Below are 22,886 nucleotides of genomic sequence, written 5' to 3'. Positions count from 1 at the left end.
CCGGAGCGGCACTGGGTTAATCGTCGAGGCGCTCTTCTAATTGGCGCACTTCGTAGGTGAGCTTGTCGAGGAACTGCATGCGCCGCATCAGGCGTTCGGCCTGTTCGCGCTGCGCTGCATCATCCCAACAGGCTGCGAAGCTTTCGTTCAGTTCATCCTGAGCCGTCTTGAGTCGACGCTTGAACGCGGCCACTCCAGCCAGATCGGCACTGTCCTGCAAGTCTTCGAGCTCTTCGCGCCATTGCATCTGCTGCAGAAGAAACTCCGGATCATGCACCGTGACTTCCAGCGGCAACTCACCGCCATTCAAGGCCAGGAGATAACGGGCGCGCTTGGGCGGACTCTTGAGGGTCTGGTAAGCCTCATTGAGGCTTGCCGACTGCTCCAGGGCCAGACGCTGCTCGCGCTCGGAAGCATCGGCAAAACGGTCCGGATGAACTCCACGCGCCAACTCACGGTAGCGCGCGGCCAGCTGTTCGAGATCCAGGCGGAAGCTCGGTTGCAGCTCAAATAAAGCGAAATGACAAGGAGTACCCACGAGAAGCCTCAGATGTTGAAGCTTTCGCCGCAGCCACACTCACCGCGCACGTTGGGGTTGTTGAACTTGAAGCCTTCGTTCAACCCTTCCTTGACGAAATCAAGCTCAGTGCCATCCAGATAGGTCAGGCTTTTCGGGTCGATGATCACTTTCTCGCCGTGACTCTCGAACACTTGATCGTCCTCGCCAACCTCGTCGACGAACTCCAGCACATAGGCAAGGCCGGAACAGCCCGTGGTGCGAACACCCAGGCGAATCCCATCACCCTTGCCGCGCCCATTGAGGGAACGTCGCACGTGTTGAGCAGCCGCTTCTGTCATGCTGATAGCCATCGTGACTCCTTACTTGTCGCCAAATCTGTGAAAGCCGATCGATCAGATCAAGCCTTTCTTCTGCTTGTAGTCGCGAACAGCCGCCTTGATGGCGTCTTCGGCAAGTACCGAGCAGTGGATCTTCACTGGAGGCAGGGCCAGCTCTTCAGCCAGCTGAGTGTTCTTGATGGTTTCGGCTTCATCCAGGGTCTTGCCCTTCATCCACTCAGTGGCGAGGGAGCTGGAGGCGATTGCCGAACCGCAGCCATACGTCTTGAACTTGGCATCTTCGATGATGCCCTGCTCGTTGACCTTGATCTGCAGGCGCATCACGTCGCCGCAGGCAGGAGCACCGACCATGCCGGTGCCGACATCCGGATCTTCCGCATCCATCTTGCCGACGTTGCGCGGGTTCTCGTAGTGGTCGATGACCTTTTCGCTGTAAGCCATGATTCTTAATCCTCACTCATCAGAGAGTCGCTCTGGGGTTCTGCAAATCGCCGTTATCGGTACGCTCTACAGAACCCTGTGCGGCGACTTATATTCAGTGCGCCGCCCACTCGATTTTCGAGATATCGACACCGTCTTTGTACATGTCCCACAGCGGCGACAGAGCGCGCAGCTTGGTGACGGCTTCGCAAACTTTCTGCGCCGCGTAATCGATTTCTTCTTCGGTGGTGAAGCGACCAAAGGTGAAGCGGATCGAGCTGTGGGCCAACTCATCGTTGCGACCCAGGGCGCGCAGCACGTACGAAGGCTCCAGGGAGGCCGAAGTACAAGCGGAACCGGAAGACACTGCCAGGTCCTTGAGGGCCATGATCAGCGATTCGCCTTCAACGTAGTTGAAGCTCAGGTTCAGGTTGTGCGGCACACGGGCGATCATGCTGCCATTGATGTACAGCTCTTCCAGATGCTCGACCTGCTTGTAGAAGCGGTCACTCAGGGCCTTGATGCGCAGGTTCTCGGCCACCATGTCTTCCTTGGCGAGGCGGAAGGCTTCGCCCATGCCGACGATCTGGTGAGTGGCCAGGGTACCGGAACGCATGCCGCGCTCGTGACCGCCGCCGTGCATGGCGGCTTCCAGGCGCACACGAGGCTTGCGGCTGACGTACAGCGCGCCAATGCCTTTAGGGCCATAAGTTTTGTGAGCACAGAAGGACATCAGGTCGACTTTCAGGGCCTGCAGGTCGATCTCGACCTTGCCGGTGGACTGGGCGCCGTCGACGTGGAACAGAATGCCTTTGGAGCGAGTCAGCTCGCCAATCGCAGCGATGTCGTTGACGGTGCCGATTTCGTTGTTCACGTGCATGATCGAAACCAGGATGGTGTCGTCACGCAGCGCGGCTTCAACCATGGCTGGAGTGATCAGGCCGTCTTCGCCAGGCTCGATGTAGGTGACTTCGAAGCCTTCACGCTCGAGTTGGCGCATGGTGTCCAGGACAGCCTTGTGCTCGATCTTCGAGGTGATCAGGTGCTTGCCCTTGGTGTGGTAGAAATGCGCGACGCCCTTGATTGCCAGGTTGTCGGACTCGGTAGCACCGGAGGTCCAGACGATTTCACGCGGGTCGGCGTTGACCAGGTCAGCCACTTGGCGACGGGCATTTTCCACCGACTCTTCGGCTTTCCAGCCGAACACGTGGGAGCGGGACGCCGGGTTACCGAAGTTTCCGTCGACCAGCAGGCACTCACTCATCTTTTGCGCGACGCGCGGATCAACCGGTGTAGTCGCTGAGTAATCAAGGTAAATCGGCAATTTCATGGACTCTCTCCTAAATCAGGCTGGCTGGCGTGCCGCTAGCTCTTTGGCTGTCATTCGACGGCGGACGCTTCAATCTTGTCCAGGCGCGGCGCCTTGCCATTGCAACGGCGCTGGTCCTGACGCTGGGCTACTTCTTGCACCTCACGGCGAGTGACAAGGTCAGCCAAGCTGATACCGCTCAGAAATTCGTGGATCTGCAGGCTCAGGTCGCACCACAGGTGATGGGTCAGGCAGGTGTCGCCGGCGTGGCAGTCACCCAGGCCCTGGCATTTGGTGGCATCGACCGATTCGTTCACCGCATCGATCACCTGAGCCACCTGGATCCCCTGCATGTCGCGGGACAGCTGATAGCCGCCACCAGGACCGCGGACGCTGGACACCAAATTACTGCGGCGCAGTTTGGCAAAAAGCTGTTCGAGGTAAGACAGGGAGATGCCTTGGCGCTCAGAAATATCGGCCAGGGAGACCGGGCCATGTTGCGCGTGCAACGCCAGATCGAGCATGGCAGTCACCGCGTATCGGCCTTTAGTAGTCAGTCGCATGGACAAGCACCACGGAGTTTCGGAATGGAAGCGAGTATGCAATACCCGAGTAATCGAGTCAACTATAAGACCAACTACTTTAGTCGGGTTTACCCGCAAAAGAGCGCGCGAATCATAGCAAAGTCTGCGACGTAATGGCACAGCAGGATGGCAACAACTGACCTGCGGGACGCTTATCGACCATCAAGGACTTTTCACCGACAAACGCAACACCGCCCGACCAACCCCAGAGAAGAAGCCGGCGCCAGGACTTCAGCCGAGCTGACTGTCACCCTTGCCTTTGACCTCGGCAAAATCCTCTGTCCGCAACACAGGTAGATCCTTGGCGCAGTAGTCACTGCCCAGATCCTTCAAGGCGCCACACATACCCTCCAGTCGGCCGTCGACCGCCTGCAGGTGATCAAGCAACTGACCAATGGCCCGAGCCACCGGGTCCGGCATATCTTCACCGACGCCATAGGCATCGAAACCAAGCTTTTCCGCCATCGCCTTGCGCTTGGCTTCCTGCTCATCATTGGACTTCATGATGATCCGCCCCGGAATACCAACCACCGTCGCTCCGGCCGGCACCGCCTTGGTCACCACCGCATTGGAGCCGACCTTGGCCCCCGCACCAACAGTGAAGGGCCCCAGCACTTTGGCGCCAGCCCCCACCACCACCCCATCTTCCAGGGTCGGATGGCGCTTGCCCTTGTTCCAGCTGGTTCCGCCCAGGGTCACACCCTGATAAAGGGTCACGTCATCACCGATCTCGGCGGTCTCGCCAATCACGATGCCCATGCCATGGTCGATGAAGAAACGACGACCCACCTTGGCCCCAGGATGAATCTCGATCCCGGTCAACCAGCGACCGAAGTTCGATACCAGTCGCGCCAGCCACTTCCAACCCATGCCCCACAGGGCGCCGGATAGTCGGTGAATCCAGATCGCATGCATACCCGGATAGCAGGTCAGCACCTCAAAGGCATTACGCGCTGCCGGGTCACGATGGAATACGCTTTGGATATCTTCACGCAGACGCTCGAACATCATTGATCCTTCCGCTTTTGTAGCTCTCCACGGGCCGCTTTCTGGGTTTCCGTGAGGATGCCACGCAATATATTCATTTCTGCCCGACTGACCGAACTGCGGCCGTACAACCGACGCAGACGCGTCATCAAATGCCGCGGCTTCTCCGGATCAAGGAAGTCGATCGCCACCAGCGTCTGCTGCAGATGCTCGTAGAACCGCTCCAACTCATCCATGGTCGCCAGCTCTTCACTGCGCGGCGAAGCCACTTCGTCCTTTTCCATCTTGCTTGGTCGACCCTCGGCCGCCAGCCAGGACATGCGCACTTCATAGGTCAGCACCTGCACCGCCGTGGCCAGGTTCAACGAGCTGAACTCAGGATCCGACGGGATATGCACATGGAAGTGACATCGCTGCAACTCGTCATTCGTCAGGCCGGAATCTTCACGACCGAACACCAAGGCAATCTGCGCACCCTGCCCAGCCTCTTCTACCACCTTGAGCCCAGACTCACGAGGATCGAGCAGCGGCCAGGGAATGCGCCGGTCACGAGCGCTGGTGCCAAACACCAGGGTGCAGCCCGCCAGCGCCTCTTCGAGCGTGGCGACCACCTGGGCGCTTTGCAGGATATCGCCAGCACCAGAGGCACGCGCATCCGCCTCATGAGACGGGAATACCCGCGGCTCAACCAGCACCAGCCGCGACAGCCCCATGTTCTTCATGGCACGCGCAGCCCCGCCGATGTTGCCGGGATGACTGGTATTGACCAGGACGACACGAATGTTCTGCAGCAAGGGGAGCGCTCTCGGACACAGGAAAGGGGAGCAAATCTTACAGAACGGGCGACACTCCCGCCTCAAAAATAACCACCTCGAGATCCCGACATTCTGTAAACCGACCTGGAGCCCAGCAAAAACACTCACACGAGAAGGACAGCCACACAGCGGATCAATGCAATCAAAGCGAACTCTGACCTTCATCTGCAAAAGTTTTCTGCTAGAATGCTCGGCTTTCTTTAACAACCTTAGGTGACCCATCCATGCAGCCAATGCTGAATATCGCGCTGCGCGCCGCCCGCAGCGCCAGTGAATTGATTTTCCGCTCCATCGAGCGCCTGGATACCATCAAGGTCGACGAAAAAGACGCCAAAGACTACGTATCCGAAGTTGATCGCGCTGCTGAGCAGAAGATCATCGACGCGTTGCGCAAAGCCTATCCAACCCACGCCATTCTCGGCGAAGAAACCGGCATGCACGCCGGCAGTGGCGAAGGCGAAGACTACCTGTGGATCATCGATCCACTGGACGGCACCACCAACTTCCTGCGCGGCATCCCGCACTTTGCCGTGAGCATCGCCTGCAAATACCGTGGTCGCCTGGAACACGCCGTGGTCCTGGACCCGGTTCGCCAGGAAGAGTTCACCGCCAGCCGTGGCCGTGGCGCCCAACTGAACGGTCGCCGCCTGCGGGTCAGCGGCCGCACCAGCCTGGACGGCGCCCTGCTGGGTACCGGCTTCCCGTTCCGTGACGACCAGATGGACAACCTGGACAACTACCTAGGCATGTTCCGCGCCCTGGTAGGCCAGACCGCCGGCATCCGTCGCGCCGGCGCTGCAAGCCTGGACCTGGCCTATGTGGCCGCCGGTCGTTTTGATGCGTTCTGGGAGTCGGGCCTGTCCGAGTGGGACATGGCTGCAGGCGCCCTGCTGATTCAAGAGGCCGGCGGCCTGGTGAGCGATTTCACCGGCGGTCACGACTTCCTGGAAAAAGGCCACGTAGTGGCTGGCAACACCAAATGCTTCAAGGCGGTACTGACCGCCATCCAGCCGCACCTGCCGGCCTCGCTGAAGCGCTAAGCGCCAGCGACAAAAAAAGCACCCCAAGGGGTGCTTTTTTTATGCCTGCAACTCCCGCAGGAGTCGGCTTGTCGGCGAATGGGACCTTGAGATCACCTTCGCCAGCAAGCCGCCCCCTACACACAAGAATTACTGGCCGGGTTGATTCTGGTTCTGACTGAGGATCAGGTGACCTTCTTTATCCACCGGAATCTGATTACCCGGATCGCGGTCCATGCGCACCTGACCCTGCTTGCCGCCCAGGTCGTACTTCACGTCATAACCAACAACCTTGTCGCTGATGTCATTGACCGTGTTACAGCGAGTCTGGGTAGTGGTGTAGGTATCACGCTCCTGCATACCTTCCTGCACCTTGTTACCCGCATAACCGCCGCCAACCGCACCCGCCACCGTGGCGAGCTTCTTGCCATTGCCATTACCAATCATGCTGCCCAGCAGGCCACCGCCGACTGCCCCGGCCACGGTACCCAGGATCTGATGCTCATCCTTGACCGGACGCTGCCGGGTCACGGCGACGTCCTTGCAGACCTCCCGCGGGGTCTTGATCTGTTGCTTGACCGGCTGAACGGCCAGCACTTGCGCATACTCAGGGCCGCTTTTAACCAAGCTGTAGGTGGCAACAGCACCCCCGGCGGTGACACCGACAGCACCCAATACCGCACCAACCAGCAACGACTTGTTCACGTGAACCTCCTGACCATACAAACGGGACCTAGCCCGCGCTTCTCCCAGCCTTGGAGCAATAAAAAAGGCGCGAGTTCAACACTCGCGCCTTTTTAACTGACAACCGGGAAAGGGCTAGATCCTCACGGACGGTCGTCCACTTCCTTCTCGGTATTGGCCGGAGGAATCAGATCCTCGCTGTTCAGGTTCAGCCAGATCAATACCACGTTGGCGATATAGATCGACGAGTAGGTACCCGCCAACACACCGACAAACAGGGCGATGGAGAAGCCCCACAGGTTGTCGCCACCAAAGAACAACAGGGCCACGATCGCCAGCAAGGTGGAGATCGAAGTGGCCATGGTGCGCAGCAGGGTCTGGGTGGTCGAGATATTGATGTTCTCGATCAGACTGGCCTTGCGCAGCACACGGAAGTTCTCACGCACCCGGTCGAACACCACGATGGTGTCGTTGAGGGAGTAGCCGATGATCGCCAGCACCGCCGCCAGCACCGTCAGGTCGAAGGTGATCTGGAAGAACGAGAGGATACCCACGGTCACGATCACGTCGTGGATCAGCGAGACAATGGCGCCGACCGCGAATTTCCACTGGAAGCGGAAAGCCAGGTAGATGAGGATGCCGCCCAGGGCCATGAGCATGCCAAGGCCACCCTGGTCGCGCAGCTCTTCACCCACTTGCGGGCCGACGAACTCGACGCGCTTGACCTGCGCCGGGTTGTCGCCGCCGACCTTCTGCAGCGCCGCCGCCACCTGATGGCCCAACTGCGGGTCTTCACCCGGCATCCGCACCAGCAGGTCGGTAGTAGCACCGAAGCTCTGCACGATAGCCTCGTGATAACCGGCATCGTTCAACTGCGAACGCACCTTCATCACGTCTGCCGGACGCTCGTAGGTCAGCTCGATGAGCGTACCGCCGGTGAAGTCCAGACCGTAGTTCAAGCCCTTGTGGAACCAGCTGAACAACGCCAGGACAGTGAGCAGCACAGTGACGCCGAACGCGACGTTGCGCACACCCATGAAGTTAATAGTACGTAACATGGCAGCCCCTTAAATCCACAACTTCTTGAAGTCACGACCGCCGAAGATCAGGTTGACCATCGCGCGGGTCAGCCAGATGGCCGTGAACATCGAGGTAAAGATCCCGAGGGACATGGTCACCGCAAAACCCTTGACCGGACCGGTACCCATGGCAAACAGAATGCCGCCCACCAGCAAGGTGGTCAGGTTAGAGTCGAGGATCGCGGTGAATGCCCGGCCGAAGCCTTCGTTGATTGCCCGTTGCACGGTCATGCCCGCGGCGATCTCTTCACGTATCCGCGAGAAGATCAGCACGTTGGCGTCCACCGCCATACCCATGGTCAAGACGATACCGGCGATACCCGGCAGGGTCAGCGTGGCACCCAGCAGAGACATCAGGGCCAGCAGCAGCACCATGTTCAGCGCCAGCGCCACGGTGGCGATGATGCCGAAGAAGCGATAGATGGCGATGATGAACAGCGACACGAACAGCATGCCCCACAGCGATGCATCGATACCCTTGGTGATGTTGTCAGCACCCAGGCTTGGACCGATTGTGCGCTCTTCGGCAAAGTACATCGGCGCCGCCAGACCACCGGCACGCAGCAGCAGCGCCAGCTCGGAAGACTCGCCCTGACCGTTCAGGCCAGTGATGCGGAACTGACTGCCCAGCGGCGACTGGATGGTCGCCAGGCTGATGATCTTCTTCTCTTCCTTGAAGGTCTGCACCGCCACGTCTTTCTCGACACCGTCCACTACTTGCTTGGTGTAGGTGGTGGTCGGCTTCTGCTCGATGAAGATCACCGCCATGCTGCGACCGACGTTGGTCCGGGTCGAACGGTTCATCAGCTCGCCGCCGTGACCATCAAGCTTGATGTTCACCTGGGGACGGCCGTGCTCGTCATAACCAGCCTGGGCATCGGTCACCTGGTCACCCGTGATGATCAGGCCACGCTCGATCTGTGCAGGAGGACGATTGCCCTCACGGAATTCGAAGGACTCGGAAGTCGCCTTGGAAGCACCCGGCTCAGCGGCCAGACGGAATTCCAGGTTGGCGGTCTTGCCCAGGATCCGCTTGGCTTCAGCGGTGTCCTGCACGCCCGGCAGCTCAACCACGATGCGGTTGGCACCCTGACGCTGAACCAGAGGCTCGGCCACACCCAGCTCGTTGACCCGGTTACGCACGGTGGTCAAGTTCTGCTTGATGGAGTATTCACGGATTTCCGCCAGCTTGGCCGGGGTCATCGCCAGACGCAGCACCGGTTGGCCATTGAGGTCGGCCGGTACGATATCGAAATCATTGAAGTTCTTGCGGATCAGCGAACGGGCCTGTTCACGGCTGTCTTCATCGCTGAAGCCCAGCTGGATGGCACCATTGAGCTGCGGCAGGCTGCGATAGCGCAGACGCTCTTTGCGCAGCAGGCTCTTGACGTCGCCTTCATAGACTTTCAGGCGGGCGTCGAGGGCTTTGTCCATGTCCACTTCCAGCAGGAAGTGCACACCACCGGACAAGTCCAGACCCAGTTTCATCGGGTGCGCACCGAGGTTGCGCAGCCATTGCGGAGTGGTTTGCGCCAGGTTCAACGCCACCACATAGTCATCGCCCAGCGCCTTGCGCACTACATCCTTGGCCGGAAGCTGGTCTTCCTTGTTGATCAAGCGCAGCAGGCCGCCCTTGCCGTTGGCGGCAATGGAAGAAGCCTTGACGTTGATGCCGGCGTCGGTAAGCGCTTTGCTCGCACGATCCAGATCCGCCTGAGTGACCTGCAACGCGGTACTCGCGCCGCTGACCTGAATGGCCGGATCATCAGGGTATAGATTGGGAGCGGAATAAATAAAACCGATCGCCAGCACCGCCAGGATCAGTAGGTACTTCCACAGAGGATATTTGTTCAGCATCACGCCGCCCGTTTATGACGCGGGGCGCCTTGCGCGCCCCGTCGATTGGTAAAAGATGAAACTTAGATCGCTTTCAGCGTGCCTTTTGGCAGCGTGGCAGCGATCGCGCCCTTCTGGAACTTCAGCTCAACGGAGTCCGACACTTCCAGAACCACGAAGTCGTCGGTCACTTTGTTGATTTTGCCGGCGATGCCACCAGTGGTCACAACTTCGTCACCTTTCTGCAGGCTGCCCAGCAGGTTCTTCTGCTCTTTAGCGCGCTTGGCCTGTGGACGCCAGATCATCAGGTAGAAGATGACCAGGAAGCCGACCAGGAAAATCCACTCAAAGCCGCCGCCCATAGGACCTGCAGCAGGTGCAGCAGCGTCAGCCATGGCGTTAGAGATAAAAAAGCTCATTTAACACTCCAATAATTGCAAAATTAGTGTCTGAACGTCTTTAGAACTTATTCTAAAGGCGGCACGGGTAACCCGCGTTTGGCATAGAAGGAATCGACAAAGGCGGCCAATGTACCTTGTTGAATAGCCTCGCGCAAACCAGCCATAAGCACCTGGTAATGCCGCAAATTATGGATGGTATTCAACATGCTACCCAGCATTTCGCCGCACTTGTCCAGATGATGCAGATAAGCACGGGAGAAGTTCTGGCAGGTGTAGCAATCACAAGTTGGGTCCAACGGCGAATCATCATGGCGATGGAACGCGTTACGGATCTTCAGCACGCCTGTGTCGATGAACAGATGCCCATTGCGGGCATTGCGGGTTGGCATCACGCAATCGAACATGTCCACACCGCGGCGCACACCCTCAACCAGATCTTCCGGCTTGCCAACTCCCATAAGGTAACGAGGTTTGTCGGCCGGCATCTGGCCCGGCAGGTAGTCCAGCACCTTGATCATTTCATGCTTGGGCTCGCCCACCGACAGGCCACCGATGGCCAGGCCGTCGAAGCCGATCTTGTCCAGGCCTTCCAGGGAACGCATGCGCAGGTCCTGGTGCATGCCACCCTGGACGATGCCGAACAACGCCGCAGTGTTGTCACCATGGGCGTTCTTCGAACGCTGGGCCCAGCGCAGGGACAGTTCCATGGAGATCCGTGCCACGTCTTCGTCAGCCGGGTACGGCGTGCACTCGTCGAAGATCATCACGATGTCCGAACCCAGGTCGCGCTGCACTTGCATCGACTCTTCCGGGCCCATGAACACCTTGGCACCGTCCACCGGCGAGGCGAAGGTCACGCCCTCTTCCTTGATCTTGCGCATGGCGCCCAGGCTGAACACCTGGAAACCACCGGAGTCGGTGAGGATCGGGCCGTTCCACTGCATGAAATCGTGCAGGTCGCCGTGCTTCTTGATCACCTCGGTACCCGGGCGCAGCCACAGGTGGAAGGTGTTACCCAGGATAATCTCGGCGCCAGTGGCGACGATGTCCCGTGGCAGCATGCCCTTGACCGTGCCGTAGGTACCCACCGGCATGAAGGCCGGGGTTTCCACCGTACCGCGGGGGAAGGTCAGGCGACCACGACGAGCCTTGCCATCAGTGGCCAGCAGCTCGAAGGACATACGACAGGTACGACTCATACAGTTTCCTCTGGGGCCGAGTCCCGGGGACCGGTGGGCGCCGGATTACGGGTGATGAACATCGCATCACCGTAGCTGAAAAAGCGGTATCCCTGATCTACGGCGGCCTGATAGGCGGCCATGGTCTCGGGATAACCGGCGAACGCCGAAACCAGCATCAAGAGCGTGGATTCCGGCAAATGGAAGTTGGTCACCAGGGCATCAACCACATGGAAGGGCCGCCCGGGGTAGATAAAGATATCGGTGTCGCCACTGAACGGCTTGAGCACACCATCGCGAGCGGCACTTTCCAGGGAACGAACACTGGTGGTGCCCACCGCCACGACCCGGCCGCCACGGGCCCGGCAAGCTGCCACCGCATCCACCACGTCCTGGCCGACCTCCAGCCACTCGTTGTGCATATGATGATCTTCGATGCGCTCCACCCGCACCGGCTGGAAGGTCCCGGCACCGACATGCAGAGTGACGAAAGCGGTCTCCACGCCTTTGGCGGCAATCGCCTCCAGCAGCGGCTGGTCGAAATGCAGGCCCGCCGTCGGCGCCGCCACTGCGCCCAGGCGCTGGGCATAGACCGTCTGATAACGCTCGCGATCCGAGCCTTCGTCCGGGCGGTCTATATAAGGAGGCAATGGCATGTGCCCGACCCGATCCAGCAGCGGCAGCACTTCCTCGGCGAAGCCCAGCTCGAACAGAGTGTCGTGACGGGCCAGCATCTCGGCCTCGCCACCGCCGTCGATAAGGATCTTCGATCCCGGCTTGGGCGATTTGCTGGAGCGCACATGGGCCAGCACGCGGTGGCTGTCCAGCACCCGCTCGACGAGAATCTCCAGCTTGCCGCCGGAGGCCTTCTGGCCGAACAGGCGGGCCGGAATCACCCGAGTATTGTTGAACACCATCAGATCGCCCGGGCGCAAATGCTCCAGCAGATCAGTGAATTGACGGTGGGCCAAGGCGCCGGTTGGCCCATCCAGGGTCAACAGACGGCTGCCGCGACGCTCGGCCAATGGGTGGCGGGCGATCAGCGAATCAGGAAGCTCGAAGGTAAAGTCAGCAACGCGCATGATGGAGTTCGTCTAGCAGGGCCGGAAAGTTTAGCGGAATAACTAAAAATTGACCATGAAAGCCGATTGACCAACGGTAATCACGTCTCTATACTTCGCCGCCATTGAGCCCTGATGGCGGAATTGGTAGACGCGGCGGATTCAAAATCCGTTTTCGCAAGAAGTGGGAGTTCGAGTCTCCCTCGGGGCACCATCTAGCAGTATCTGCAAGTCTCTAACCGGACTTGCAGCACAGGAAAACCGGCCTCTGAGCCGGTTTTTTTGTGCCTGGCGATTGTGTTCTCCTCCCTATATCCCACTGCGCGCTCAACCTCTGCTCAAGCGCTGATGGCGGCACCCAACGCAGGTGCAGCTCTCGCAACGACTACGAAGAACCGTCAGGGAAATTCGGACCTTTCGGCAGAAATTGACGACATATCCATTACTGGATATGTTGTCTCGATGAAGACATATACCCCAGAACAAATAGCCCTCATCAGCCAGCTGGAACAGATTGCAGAGGGGCTCAGCAAGACCTTCAGCCCTTTCTGCGAGGTCGTCCTGCATGATCTGCGTGATCCCGATCACGCCATTCTGGCCATTCACAACAACCTTTCCGGCCGCAAGCTCGGCGCTCCTGCAACCGAACTCGGCCTGGCCCGCATTGCTGACCCGGCGTACCCGCAGGTCATCGCCAACTATCAAAATCAATTCAGTGACGGGCGTCAGGTCAAGAGCACTTCGATCGGCATCAAGGACTCCAGCGGGAAGTACGTTGCAGCCTTGTGCATGAACATCGATCTGTCTATTTTTCGCGGCTTGCAGGGCATGCTGGAGCAATTCGGCTCCTTCAGCGGTGATACCCCCAGCGAATCACTTGACCCTATTGGCGCCGACACCATCCGCAACCGGATAGATCAATTTGCCGCTCGACTGGCGACCACGCCTCGCGCACTCAAGGCCGCGGATCGTCGCGTACTGCTGCAAGAGTTGAAGGACTCAGGCTGCATGGATGTGCGCCGGGCAATGGAGACGGTCGCTTCGCACCTGGGAGTATCCAGGGCTGCCGTCTATACCTACGCCAAATAAGCTAGCCAGGCAGACGTGGCCATACCGGGCAATCTGATGGCAGCTCAAGATTTCCCGTTTCGAGACAACCGCCAACTATCCTCGGTGCACACTCGCGCGCACCTCGGGATAGCAAAGGAATGAGGCATCTCGACCACGGACCAGCGCTGGCGAGCACGTCGGGTTACTCGATTCAAGTCCAAGCGATAACTGTCTGTCGTCACCGCCGAGCTAGAAAAGACGCTGCCTCAAGAAACCGATTGTGCCAACGCTTCAATTTCTACCAGGTAACCGTGATGCAGTTCAGGAACCGGCACCACCACGCGCGCCGGACGATGAGCGCCAAGGGCTTGGGCATATACTTGATCAAACTCGGGCCAATGCTTTACCCCAGCAACATAAACCGTAACTTTCAGCAGGCTCTCCGGAGTTCCCCCCGAGGCTTGAACAATCGCCAGCAGATTATTCAGAGCGAGGCGTGCCTGTTCAGCAAAAGAAGCACCAATATTATGTGTACCGTCCGGGCTCACGGGTAATTGACCGGAGACATATAAAGTCCCCTGATAACTGACTGCCTGGGAGTAATGCCCCGCAGGTGAAGAGGCGTTATCGGTATGCAGGATTTTCATTGTTATTCGTTCTTCTAGAGGTGGCGCAACTGTTTAAAGTGCTCTTGTACATAATGGGCAAGAGCACAGGTTCACTCTGAAAGTCCCTGCCAATAGACTGCAGAGATGCTTTTAATGTCAGCGCTTCACTGAGGTCGCATTAATCAGCAGAACTTCCTCACGCCGTACGCCTTTGCGCAAGCCAGGGGTCAAGCCGGTTGTTGAGTTCCGACAGGCTCCACTTCCGGATCACCGTCTGCACCGTCACCGATGACCGCAGCAGCTACACCGCAGCCTAGGACGTTGGTCGCTGTACGCCCCATATCCAGGATAGGGTCCACTGCCAGTACCAGTAGCAGCCCGGCTTCCGGCAAGCCAATCATCGGCAGGCCGGCGGCAAGCACCACCAAAGAGCCACGGGCAACGCCAGCGGTCCCTTTGCTGATAACCAGCAACGTCAGCAGCACCATGATCTGATGAGAGAAGCTCATGTCGATGTTGTAGGCTTGGGCGATGAACAGCACGATGAACGCCTGGTACATCATCGAACCGTCCAGGTTGAAGGAATAGCCCAGCGGCAACACAAAGCTGTTGATCCGTTTCGGCGAACCGAAGGTATCCAGAGCCGCAATGGTTTTCGGGTAGGCCGCTTCACTACTGGCCGTGGAGAACGCCAAAAGGACAGGTTCTCGCATAAGTCTCAACAGCCGTTTAGCGCGCTGCCCCAAAGCCAAGAAGGCAACGCCGGCAATCAGCGCCCAGAGCAATGCCAGCCCCAAATAGAACTGGACAATCAATTTGCCAAAGCTGCCAACCATGCCCAAACCATGCACGGTAATGGTCGCGGCGATTGCCGCGAACACCGCCAGGGGGGCAATGAACATCACATAGTCAGTGATGCGGAACATGACCTGCGCCAGCTCTTCCAGCATCTCCATGATGCTGGATTTGCCTCGACCTTTAACAAAGGCCAACGCAGAACCGAAGAACAACGAAAACACCACGATCTGCAGAACTTCGTTATTGCCCATCGCCTCGATGATGCTGCGAGGGAATACATGGGTCAGGAACGTCGGAAGATTGAATCCGCCCGTGTTCAAACCGACCTGGGTCGCCGAGACGGTCTCGAGATGAACAAGATTCAGCCCTACGCCTGGCTGGAACAGGTTAGCCAGCACCAGGCCAATACTCAGCGAGACGATCGAGGCTAGAAGGAACCAAGTGATCGCCTTGAAACCAATACGTCCGACAGCACCGCTGTCGGACATGCTGGCAACACCCGCGATCAAGGTGGCCAGTACCAATGGGGCAATGACCATCTTGATCAGGCGTAGGAAGACATCGGTCACCAGGCCCAAGTAACCGGCAACCGTCTTGGCTGACTCGGCATCCAGTTGAGCATGTAACAGCCCACCCAGTGCAATGCCCAATACAATCGCAACCACGATCAAGCGTGCCAAATTACGGTTTTTCATAAGCACCTCTTTTTATTGATGCCCAGTCAGTTCCCAGGCGATTTTGTATGGGCGGCAGAAACGACAAAACACTTTATTACGGCAACGGCTCAGCACCGGCGCATTATTATTGGCACGCGTATCAATTGAATTAAGACGACTTAGTTAAACCAATCAGCTCGGTCTGTTTAGCAGTTGCAAAGTTAACGCTTCAGGAGTTCCACATATTTTTCAACATCAATATTACCTCCAGTAACAATGACACCTACGCGCTGGCCTTTAAGTTGCTCCTTGACCTGCCTGATTGCAGCCAGCCCTAGACAACCTGTGGGCTCCACGACCATTTTCATTCGTTGTGCAAAGAACTTCATCGCGGCAATCAACTGAGCATCGGACACCGTCAGGATGTCATTCACACCGTCGCGGATAATCGGGAAAGTGTAATTTCCCAAGTGCTGGGTCTGGGCTCCATCGGCAATAGTGTCGGGGGTATCGATATGCACGATACTGCCGGTTTTGAACGATCGCTGGCCGTCATTTCCCGCTTCAGGCTCCACACCATACAAGCGGCACTTGGGGGCTAACTCGCGAGTGGCCAAGGTGGTTCCGGAGAGCATTCCACCCCCCCCAAGACCGACAAACAGTGCATCCAACTCGCCGACTGACTCATGCAGTTCCTTGGCCGCCGTACCTTGCCCTGCCAGTACATCTGGATGGTCATAGGAAGGAATCAGCGTCATGCCATGCTCTTGCGCCATCGACCGGCCAATCTGTTCGCGGTCTTCGGTGTAGCGGTCATAAAACACCACCCTGGCGCCATATTCCTGAGTCGCCGCAACTTTGGCCGCAGGTGCGTCATAGGGCATGACAATAGTTGCCGGAATGTTCAGCAAAGAGGCCGCCAAGGCGATGCCTTGAGCATGGTTGCCGGAAGAGAACGCAACCACGCCGGCCTTGCGCTGCTGCGGATCAAACTTGGCCAGTGCGTTGAACGCGCCGCGAAACTTGAAGGACCCCGTACGCTGGAGGTTCTCGCACTTGAAAAACACCTGGGCGCCGATTTCTGCATCAATCGTGCGCGAGGTGAACACCGGAGTGCGGTGGGCATGACCGTCTATTCGTTCAGCCGCTGCCGCCACATCCGCAAATGATGGAAAAACCAGAGGTTGCATGAAAATCTCCTTCAGAGAATTACCAGGGCCACGAAATATCGTGCCCCATGTTGTCGGCACAGGCGCGCTGATGCAGCAGGCGAGCCACGGTCAAGTCCTGCAGGGCCAGGCCGGTCATGTCAAACACTGAGATATCCACCAGTGCACGATTGAACTTCGCCTTGCCAGTCAACAGATCGCCCAGTTCCAGAATGGGAACCTCGGGCGCCCACTGAGTCTCTCCCAGTGTGCTGGCCTGGCCATGATCATCGACCACCACACAGGCACGCTTGAGCAACCCCTCCGGCAGCTCGCGCTTGCCTCGGGTATCAGCACCCACACAGTTGAAATGGGTGCCGGGACGTACGGCATCCAGGTCAAACAACGCACCAGCGCCTGGAGTGGCGGTAATCACAATGTTGCTTTGGGCCACGGCGCTGTTGGCATCCACGCTGTGTTGCAACACGCACCGCGAAAGGAAACGCCCTTCAAAACGCAGGTCCGGCAAGCCATTGGCCGTCACATAAAGTACGTGTCTAAGCTTGGGCATGACCCGCAATGCGTAATCCAACTGGATACCCGCTTGCACGCCTGAGCCAAATACACAGGCGCTGGAGCTGTGCGGACAAGCCAGCAGTTGCAAGCCCAGGGCTCCCGCTGCCCCGGTTCGCAACGTGGTCACGCTATTGCCATCAATCAGGCACAGGGGACGACCCGTCGCAGGGTCCATCAACATGATCGTTGCCTGGTGAGGTTCCCCCCCAAAGCTACGATTTCGCGGCCAAAAGCCTGCGGCTTTGAATCCCAGCAATCCTTGACTGCTGATTTCAGCAGATTTGATGCCGAAGATGCCGCCCTTACCCAATGACTCGCGAACCACCGAGAACCCCCGGCCTTCATCCAGGCTGTGAAGGATGAAGGCTTCACAGACTGCTTCAAGAACCTGCTCATGAATGAGCAGTGCATCCACATGGTTTTTGTCCAACAGCTTCAAGGTTGCTTCGTGTTTTGCCATGCGGGTTGATCGCCATGTTCGAATGCGGGCATGCGGAATATGGATAAATTATCCATATCTATACAAAATGTAAAGATCATTTCTCTGACACAAAACCTGAGCAATGCCGTGCTCCTCCACTCTCCCATCGTCGCCCGCGATGCCTGCCGGCGATGAAACACCTCTTGCCCAGAAGCGCCCAGAGCAGGCCTTTCTCAGGTCGGCAGGAAAATCCCCCATTACGATTGCGATGCCCCCAAGACGCCGTTTTCTTGAGCTGTCGCTGTCAAGCGAAGCTCGGACTGGATCTCGAATCTCGTTCAACTACCGTACAGCTACCCTCTGAGATATTCGTTCAGCTCACCTCTTGCCTGCCTGTTACGAAGCCAATTCCTGTGCCTCGAACCTGCAGGAACCTGCAATAAAAAATGTATCGAAACTGACATCAAGCGAACTATCAGCGCCCTACCAGCGCTGGGCTTGAGCCACCTGCCGCCTGATCAAAACCGACAGGCAGCACTTGAACTGCCCCTGACACTCACGGCGAATGTGCACCCATGAACAATGTGACCCTACTGAAGACTCGTCACACCACCCATCTATCGAACGTGCTTTATGGGGCGGCGCAACCTGAACTACTGCGAGAGGAAGTGCTCGCCGACCTGCTGGAAGCCAGCGCCAGGCGCACTCCCGAGCAGGTGGCACTGATCTACGCCGAACACCAGTTGACCTACCGCGAACTGGACCAACAGGCCGACCGCGTGGCCTCCAGGCTGATCCAGGCCGGGGTCCAGCCGGGGCAAATTGTCGGCCTGTGGCTGCCAAGGGGCCTTGAACTGCTGGTGATGCAGGCCGGGATCGCCAAGGCCGGCGCCGCCTGGCTGCCCCTGGATCAGGACACACCAGTCGAGCGCCTGCAGATCTGCATGGACGACGCCAGTGCGGTGGGAGTCCTGTGCTGCGAGCAACTGGCCCCGAGCCTAGCGGCCATCGGCCTGCCACTGTGGACCGCCGAAGCCCTGCTCGCGCCCCTCGACGGTCCTCTGCTGCGGCGCAGCAACGTGCGTCCCGAGCACCCGGCCTACGTGATCTATACCTCCGGCTCCACCGGCAAGCCCAAGGGCATCCTGATTTCTCAGGGCAGCATCTGCCACTTCCTGCGCAGCGAAAACGCGGTGCTCGGTATCCAGGCCAGCGACCGGGTCTACCAGGGTTTTTCCGTGGCCTTCGACATGTCCTTCGAAGAGATCTGGATCGCCTATCTAGTGGGCGCCACCCTGTGGATCGGCCCCAAGGAAATCACCGGCGACCCGGAAACCCTGCCGCGCATGCTGACCCAGCAGCGCATCAGCGTGCTGCACGCGGTACCGACTCTGCTGGCGCTGTTCAGCGAAGACGTACCTAGCCTGCGCCTGATCAATCTCGGTGGCGAAATGTGCCCCGAATCGCTGGTGGAACGCTGGAGCCGCCCCGGCCGGCAGATGTTCAACACCTACGGCCCCACCGAAGCCACGGTTTCCGCCAGCCTCGCACGCCTGGAGCCCGGTCAGCCGGTCAGCATCGGCAAGCCCCTGCCCAACTACGGTTTGCTGGTGATCGCCGCCGACCTGCAACCGGGCCAGGCACCGAGCCTGATGCCCCGCGGCCAGACCGGCGAACCGTGCATCACCGGCCCCGGCCTGGCCGAGGGCTACCTGGGACGTCCAGACCTGACCCAGGAGAAATTCCTGCCCAACCCTTGGACCATCAGCGCCCAGGATACCCGCCTGTATCGCACCGGTGACCTGGCCCGGATCGACGCTGACGGCCAGGTGCAATGCCTGGGCCGGGCGGACGATCAGGTGAAGATTCGCGGTTTCCGTGTCGAGTTGGGAGAAATCGAAGCCTTGCTGGCCCAGCAACCCGGGGTTGGCACCGTGGCGGTACTGCTGCGCAATGACGACGGCATCGACCAGTTGATCGCCTATCTGGTACCTGATCAGAGCCTGCCGCTGGATGTGCTGCCCAGCCTGCTGCGCCACGGCCTGCAAGCACAACTGCCGCCCTACATGGTGCCGGGGCGCTTTGAATTGCTGGACAGCATGCCGCGCCTGACGTCTGGCAAGATTGACCGCAAGGCGCTCAAGGCTCGCCCCCTGACCCTGGACAACCCAGCGGTCAGCGACGCTTCGGACACGGCCGAGAACCCGGCCGAACAGGCACTGTTCAGTGCCCTGGAGAAACTCTTCCCCGGCCAGTCGATCCGCCGTGACGCGGACTTCTTCAGCGACCTGGGCGGTCATTCGTTCTTCGCCGCACGCCTGGCCTCGGCCCTGCGTACCGACCCGCGCTTCGCCCACATCACCGTGCGCGACATCTATCAACAGCGGCGCATCGGTGCCATTGCCGAAGTCCTGCAGCAAGCTCCGGAACAAGGCCCGGCCCAGGCGCAGTGGACGCCGCCCGCCGCCTGGAAACGCTGGCGCTGCGGCCTGGCCCAGGCGCTGGTGCTGCCGGTCATGGTCAGCCTGCGGATGAGCCAGTGGCTGGCACCCTTCTTTACCTATCACTACCTTACTGGCGCTCCTGGGGATTCGGTCGCAGCCGCCACCGCAGCTTCGGTAGGGATGTTCCTGCTCGCCACCCTGTTGCAGTTCGTCATCGCTATCGCCGGTAAATGGCTGATCGCCGGGCGCCTGCAAGCCGGGAGCTATCCGCTGTGGGGCCTGACCTATTTCCGCTGGTGGGCGGCAGATCGCTTCGTCGAGTCGGCACCGGTGTATCTGCTTAGCGGCTCGTCGCTCTACGGCCTGTGGCTGCGCGCGCTGGGAGCCAGGGTCGGCCAGGAGGCGAATATCGGCTCTGCCGGCGTACGGGTGCCCGACCTGTTGACCCTGGGCAATCACGTCAGTATCGGCAACGGCGTCAGCCTGGAAAATGCCCGGGTCGAACGCGGCCAACTGCTTCTCGGCCGGATCGAAGTGCAGGACCACGCCTGCATCGGCTCCTATGCGATTCTCGAAGGCAATACCACCGTCGGCCGCCAAGGTCACTTGCAAGGCCAATCAGCCCTGGCGGATGGCCGCAAGGTGCCTGACACACGCGTCTGGAACGGCTCGCCAGCCCGGGACATCGGCGCCTTCGACCCGGCCAGCCTGCCGCCACGGCCACCGGTCAGCGCATGGCGCCAACGAGGTGAAGGGCTGTTCTTCGTATTCGGTATCCTGCTGATCGCCACGCTGTTCTTCATCCCGGTGTTCCCGACCTTCTTCCTCATCGACTGGTTCGACGAACAGCAGATCTTGCCCTGGCTGCAGGGCCAGGAAGTGACAGTGCAACTGCTGCGCTACTTCTTCCTGGCGCTCCCCGCCAGCGCCGTACTGATCGTCGTGACCATGCTGGCTGCGGCAGCGCTGCGCTGGATCGCCCTGCCACGCCTGAAGCCCGGCCGGTATGCCGTGCACAGCAACACCTACTGCGCCAAGTGGCTGGTCAGCCATATCCAGGAGGCAAGCCTCAACGTGCTGTCAGGCCTGTATGCCACGATCTACGCGCCGTTCTGGTACCGCCTGCTGGGGGCAAAAGTCGGTCGCGATGCGGAAATTTCCACCGCCCAGGGAGTGATCCCCGACATGCTCACCCTGGGTGATGAAACCTTCATCGCCGACGCCGTGATGCTCGGCGATGAACAGGTGGACGGCGGCTGGATGAGCATTCAACCGACCGTGATCGCCCATCGCAGTTTCGTCGGCAATGGCAGCTACATTCCCGATGGCACCGTGCTGCCGGAAAACGTGCTGATTGGCGTGCACTCCTTTGCTCCGCGCAACAGCGAACTCAAGGACGGCGATACCTGGCTCGGCTCGCCCCCCATCAACCTGCCGGCCCGGGAGCAGGTCAGCGGCTACCCGCCATCCCTGACCTTCCATCCTTCACCCTTGCGCCGCCTGACCCGAGGCCTGATCGAAGGCTTGCGCATCGTCACCCCGCATGCGGTGGTGATCGCCGTGGGCTACACCGTGATGCTCGACCTGATGCCCCTGGCCGCCGCTGACCGCTGGGGCGCGGTACTGGGTTACCTGGCATTGATCGGCTTGGCCTACGCTGTCGGCAACTTCCTGTTCGTGGCCGCCTTGAAATGGCTGCTGGTAGGCCGCTACCGCAAACGCGCAGATCCGATGTGGACCCCGTTCGTCTGGCTCTCCGAAGGCATCACCAGTCTCTACGAAGGCATGGCCGCACCGAATCTCATGCGTTTCCTGCGCGGTACGCCATGGCTGCCACCCGCTTTCAACTTGCTGGGCTGCAAGATCGGGCGCGGGGTGTACATGGACACCACCGACATTACCGAATTCGACTGCGTGCACATTGGCGACCACAGCGAACTGAATGCCGGCGCCTGCCCGCAGACGCACCTGTTCGAAGACCGGGTGATGAAGATCGACCAGGTGCACATCGGCGAGCGGGTCTACATGGGCCCACGCAGCTCGGTGCTGTACAGCGCTCAAGTGGGCAACGATGCACACCTGGGAGCACTGACCCTGGTGATGAAGGGCGAGCACATTCCCCAGGCCAGCCGTTGGGCCGGCTGCCCAGCGGCCCCTGCCCGAGCATGACCGGGAGCAGCTCGCACACGGCGCTGCAGGTATTTGCCTGGCCCTACTGCCAGGCACATTGGCAGCAGGGCGTGTTGCTGGTCAGCGTCACCACCGGGCCTGGCGATTCACGTACCCGGGCGCGCAAGGAAATTCGCCTGGCACTGCGCGAAGCCCTGAGCCAGAGCCTGGGCATCGCCACCGAAAGTATTCATATCCACTCGCCCCCCGGTCAGGCGTTGCAGCTCAGCCTGCCGGGCTGGGGCCTGGCGGGGCTGTCCATCAGTCACGAACAGGGACTGTCGCTGGCGGCGGTCCACCTGTATGGCGCGGTGGGTGTAGACCTGATGCAGGTCGAAGAGATTCCCGATTGGCAACTGGTCGCTCAGGACTACCTGGGACCCAGCGTTACCGGACAATTACTGGAGCTTACCGAGGACCTGCGCCCCCCGGCTTTCGCCCAGGCCTGGAGCGAGCGCGAAGCGACCCTCAAGTGTGCAGGCCTGCCTCTGACAGAGTGGTTCCCGCTGCATCCTCCGGCCTATCGGTGCTTTGCCCTGGATCTACCGGATGACTGGGTGGGCACCCTGGTACTCCCAGCCATGACTCATCACTAAACAGCAACGTGGCCGATACCGGGTTGATCCGCTGAAAAAATTCCTACTCATTACCGACTTTTCCTTATTGGAAACTTGATCCAGATCAACCGCTCCTGGCTGCCCAACCCTAAAGATGACCGGAGGATATTGAACGAGTAAACAGGCCCCTCCCATGAGTGAAGAATCTACCGCCCTCCCCCTGCCACC

The 22,886-nt window shown here is 59.4% G+C and carries 21 protein-coding genes and 1 tRNA gene; 5 read left to right on the top strand and 17 right to left on the bottom strand.

Annotated features, from left to right (window positions below; all coding sequences use genetic code 11):
* Nucleotides 1–16: 16 nt before the first annotated feature.
* From hscB to trmJ, 7 genes are all read right to left on the bottom strand, one after another.
* The gene (gene hscB, locus GV818_RS08675; protein WP_011063215.1) at nt 17–538 is read right to left on the bottom strand and encodes a co-chaperone HscB; all 522 of its coding nucleotides are present in this window, start codon (nt 536–538) and stop codon (nt 17–19) included.
* 8 nt (nt 539–546) lie between these two features.
* Nucleotides 547–870, bottom strand: a complete 324-nt coding sequence (gene iscA, locus GV818_RS08670) for an iron-sulfur cluster assembly protein IscA (protein WP_020298469.1) — start codon at nt 868–870, stop codon at nt 547–549.
* Nucleotides 871–912: 42 nt separating this feature from the next.
* The gene (gene iscU, locus GV818_RS08665) at nt 913–1,299 is read right to left on the bottom strand and encodes a Fe-S cluster assembly scaffold IscU (RefSeq protein ID WP_003443374.1); all 387 of its coding nucleotides are present in this window, start codon (nt 1,297–1,299) and stop codon (nt 913–915) included.
* A 94-nt stretch (nt 1,300–1,393) separates the two neighbouring features.
* On the bottom strand, nt 1,394–2,608 hold the full coding sequence (locus tag GV818_RS08660; protein ID WP_161758258.1) for an IscS subfamily cysteine desulfurase: 1,215 nt from the start codon (nt 2,606–2,608) through the stop codon (nt 1,394–1,396).
* A 50-nt stretch (nt 2,609–2,658) separates the two neighbouring features.
* Nucleotides 2,659–3,150 carry a Fe-S cluster assembly transcriptional regulator IscR gene (iscR, locus tag GV818_RS08655; RefSeq protein WP_011063217.1) on the bottom strand — a complete coding sequence of 164 codons (492 nt, stop codon included), beginning with the start codon at nt 3,148–3,150 and terminating at the stop codon, nt 2,659–2,661.
* 252 nt (nt 3,151–3,402) lie between these two features.
* Entirely contained in the window at nt 3,403–4,179 is a 777-nt protein-coding gene (gene cysE / locus GV818_RS08650; protein ID WP_161776354.1) for a serine O-acetyltransferase, read from the bottom strand.
* The gene (trmJ, locus tag GV818_RS08645) at nt 4,179–4,952 is read right to left on the bottom strand and encodes a tRNA (cytosine(32)/uridine(32)-2'-O)-methyltransferase TrmJ (protein ID WP_161758256.1); all 774 of its coding nucleotides are present in this window, start codon (nt 4,950–4,952) and stop codon (nt 4,179–4,181) included. Before trmJ ends, cysE begins: the two co-directional genes overlap by 1 nt.
* Before the next feature lie 245 nt (nt 4,953–5,197).
* On the opposite strand from trmJ, the gene suhB reads away from it, so the two are divergent.
* Nucleotides 5,198–6,013, top strand: coding sequence for a type III secretion system regulator SuhB (suhB, locus tag GV818_RS08640; RefSeq protein WP_161758255.1), 816 nt, complete (start codon nt 5,198–5,200; stop codon nt 6,011–6,013).
* A gap of 129 nt (nt 6,014–6,142) precedes the next feature.
* On the opposite strand, the gene GV818_RS08635 is transcribed toward suhB, so the two are convergent.
* From GV818_RS08635 to queA, 6 genes are all read right to left on the bottom strand, one after another.
* Nucleotides 6,143–6,697: a glycine zipper 2TM domain-containing protein gene (locus tag GV818_RS08635; RefSeq protein WP_161776353.1), complete on the bottom strand. Its 555-nt coding sequence runs from the start codon at nt 6,695–6,697 to the stop codon at nt 6,143–6,145.
* A 122-nt stretch (nt 6,698–6,819) separates the two neighbouring features.
* Nucleotides 6,820–7,734, bottom strand: coding sequence for a protein translocase subunit SecF (gene secF / locus GV818_RS08630; protein ID WP_053153604.1), 915 nt, complete (start codon nt 7,732–7,734; stop codon nt 6,820–6,822).
* A gap of 9 nt (nt 7,735–7,743) precedes the next feature.
* On the bottom strand, nt 7,744–9,612 hold the full coding sequence (secD, locus tag GV818_RS08625) for a protein translocase subunit SecD (RefSeq protein WP_161758253.1): 1,869 nt from the start codon (nt 9,610–9,612) through the stop codon (nt 7,744–7,746).
* Nucleotides 9,613–9,674: 62 nt separating this feature from the next.
* Nucleotides 9,675–10,010, bottom strand: coding sequence for a preprotein translocase subunit YajC (gene yajC, locus GV818_RS08620; protein WP_161758252.1), 336 nt, complete (start codon nt 10,008–10,010; stop codon nt 9,675–9,677).
* A gap of 47 nt (nt 10,011–10,057) precedes the next feature.
* A complete protein-coding gene (gene tgt, locus GV818_RS08615) occupies nt 10,058–11,173 on the bottom strand; it encodes a tRNA guanosine(34) transglycosylase Tgt (RefSeq protein WP_178124823.1) in 1,116 nt (371 codons plus the stop codon).
* A gap of 14 nt (nt 11,174–11,187) precedes the next feature.
* The gene (queA, locus tag GV818_RS08610; RefSeq protein ID WP_161758250.1) at nt 11,188–12,252 is read right to left on the bottom strand and encodes a tRNA preQ1(34) S-adenosylmethionine ribosyltransferase-isomerase QueA; all 1,065 of its coding nucleotides are present in this window, start codon (nt 12,250–12,252) and stop codon (nt 11,188–11,190) included.
* Between the two features lie 108 nt (nt 12,253–12,360).
* On the opposite strand from queA, the gene GV818_RS08605 reads away from it, so the two are divergent.
* Nucleotides 12,361–12,445, top strand: a tRNA-Leu gene (locus tag GV818_RS08605).
* Nucleotides 12,446–12,693: 248 nt separating this feature from the next.
* Complete coding sequence (locus GV818_RS08600; protein WP_161758249.1) at nt 12,694–13,320, top strand: helix-turn-helix transcriptional regulator; 627 nt, start codon at nt 12,694–12,696, stop codon at nt 13,318–13,320.
* 227 nt (nt 13,321–13,547) lie between these two features.
* On the opposite strand, the gene GV818_RS08595 is transcribed toward GV818_RS08600, so the two are convergent.
* From GV818_RS08595 to GV818_RS08580, 4 genes are all read right to left on the bottom strand, one after another.
* Nucleotides 13,548–13,928, bottom strand: a complete 381-nt coding sequence (locus GV818_RS08595; RefSeq protein WP_161758248.1) for a RidA family protein — start codon at nt 13,926–13,928, stop codon at nt 13,548–13,550.
* Nucleotides 13,929–14,116: 188 nt separating this feature from the next.
* Nucleotides 14,117–15,382, bottom strand: coding sequence for a dicarboxylate/amino acid:cation symporter (locus tag GV818_RS08590; protein WP_161776352.1), 1,266 nt, complete (start codon nt 15,380–15,382; stop codon nt 14,117–14,119).
* Nucleotides 15,383–15,564: 182 nt separating this feature from the next.
* Complete coding sequence (locus GV818_RS08585) at nt 15,565–16,533, bottom strand: threo-3-hydroxy-L-aspartate ammonia-lyase (RefSeq protein WP_256679442.1); 969 nt, start codon at nt 16,531–16,533, stop codon at nt 15,565–15,567.
* A gap of 19 nt (nt 16,534–16,552) precedes the next feature.
* Complete coding sequence (locus GV818_RS08580; RefSeq protein WP_161758246.1) at nt 16,553–17,527, bottom strand: ornithine cyclodeaminase family protein; 975 nt, start codon at nt 17,525–17,527, stop codon at nt 16,553–16,555.
* Between the two features lie 536 nt (nt 17,528–18,063).
* On the opposite strand from GV818_RS08580, the gene GV818_RS08575 reads away from it, so the two are divergent.
* On the top strand, nt 18,064–22,101 hold the full coding sequence (locus GV818_RS08575) for a Pls/PosA family non-ribosomal peptide synthetase (protein ID WP_161776351.1): 4,038 nt from the start codon (nt 18,064–18,066) through the stop codon (nt 22,099–22,101).
* Nucleotides 22,098–22,697, top strand: a complete 600-nt coding sequence (locus tag GV818_RS08570) for a 4'-phosphopantetheinyl transferase family protein (protein ID WP_161758244.1) — start codon at nt 22,098–22,100, stop codon at nt 22,695–22,697. The genes GV818_RS08575 and GV818_RS08570 overlap by 4 nt, the downstream gene beginning before the upstream one ends.
* The last annotated feature ends 189 nt before the right edge of the window (nt 22,698–22,886 follow it).

This window comes from Pseudomonas sp. Fl4BN1, from assembly GCF_009908285.1.
In the GTDB taxonomy this organism is placed as follows: Bacteria; Pseudomonadota; Gammaproteobacteria; order Pseudomonadales; family Pseudomonadaceae; genus Aquipseudomonas.
The sequence above is the reverse complement of the archived record's forward strand: the minus strand, read 5'-3'. Positions and strand labels throughout refer to the sequence as shown.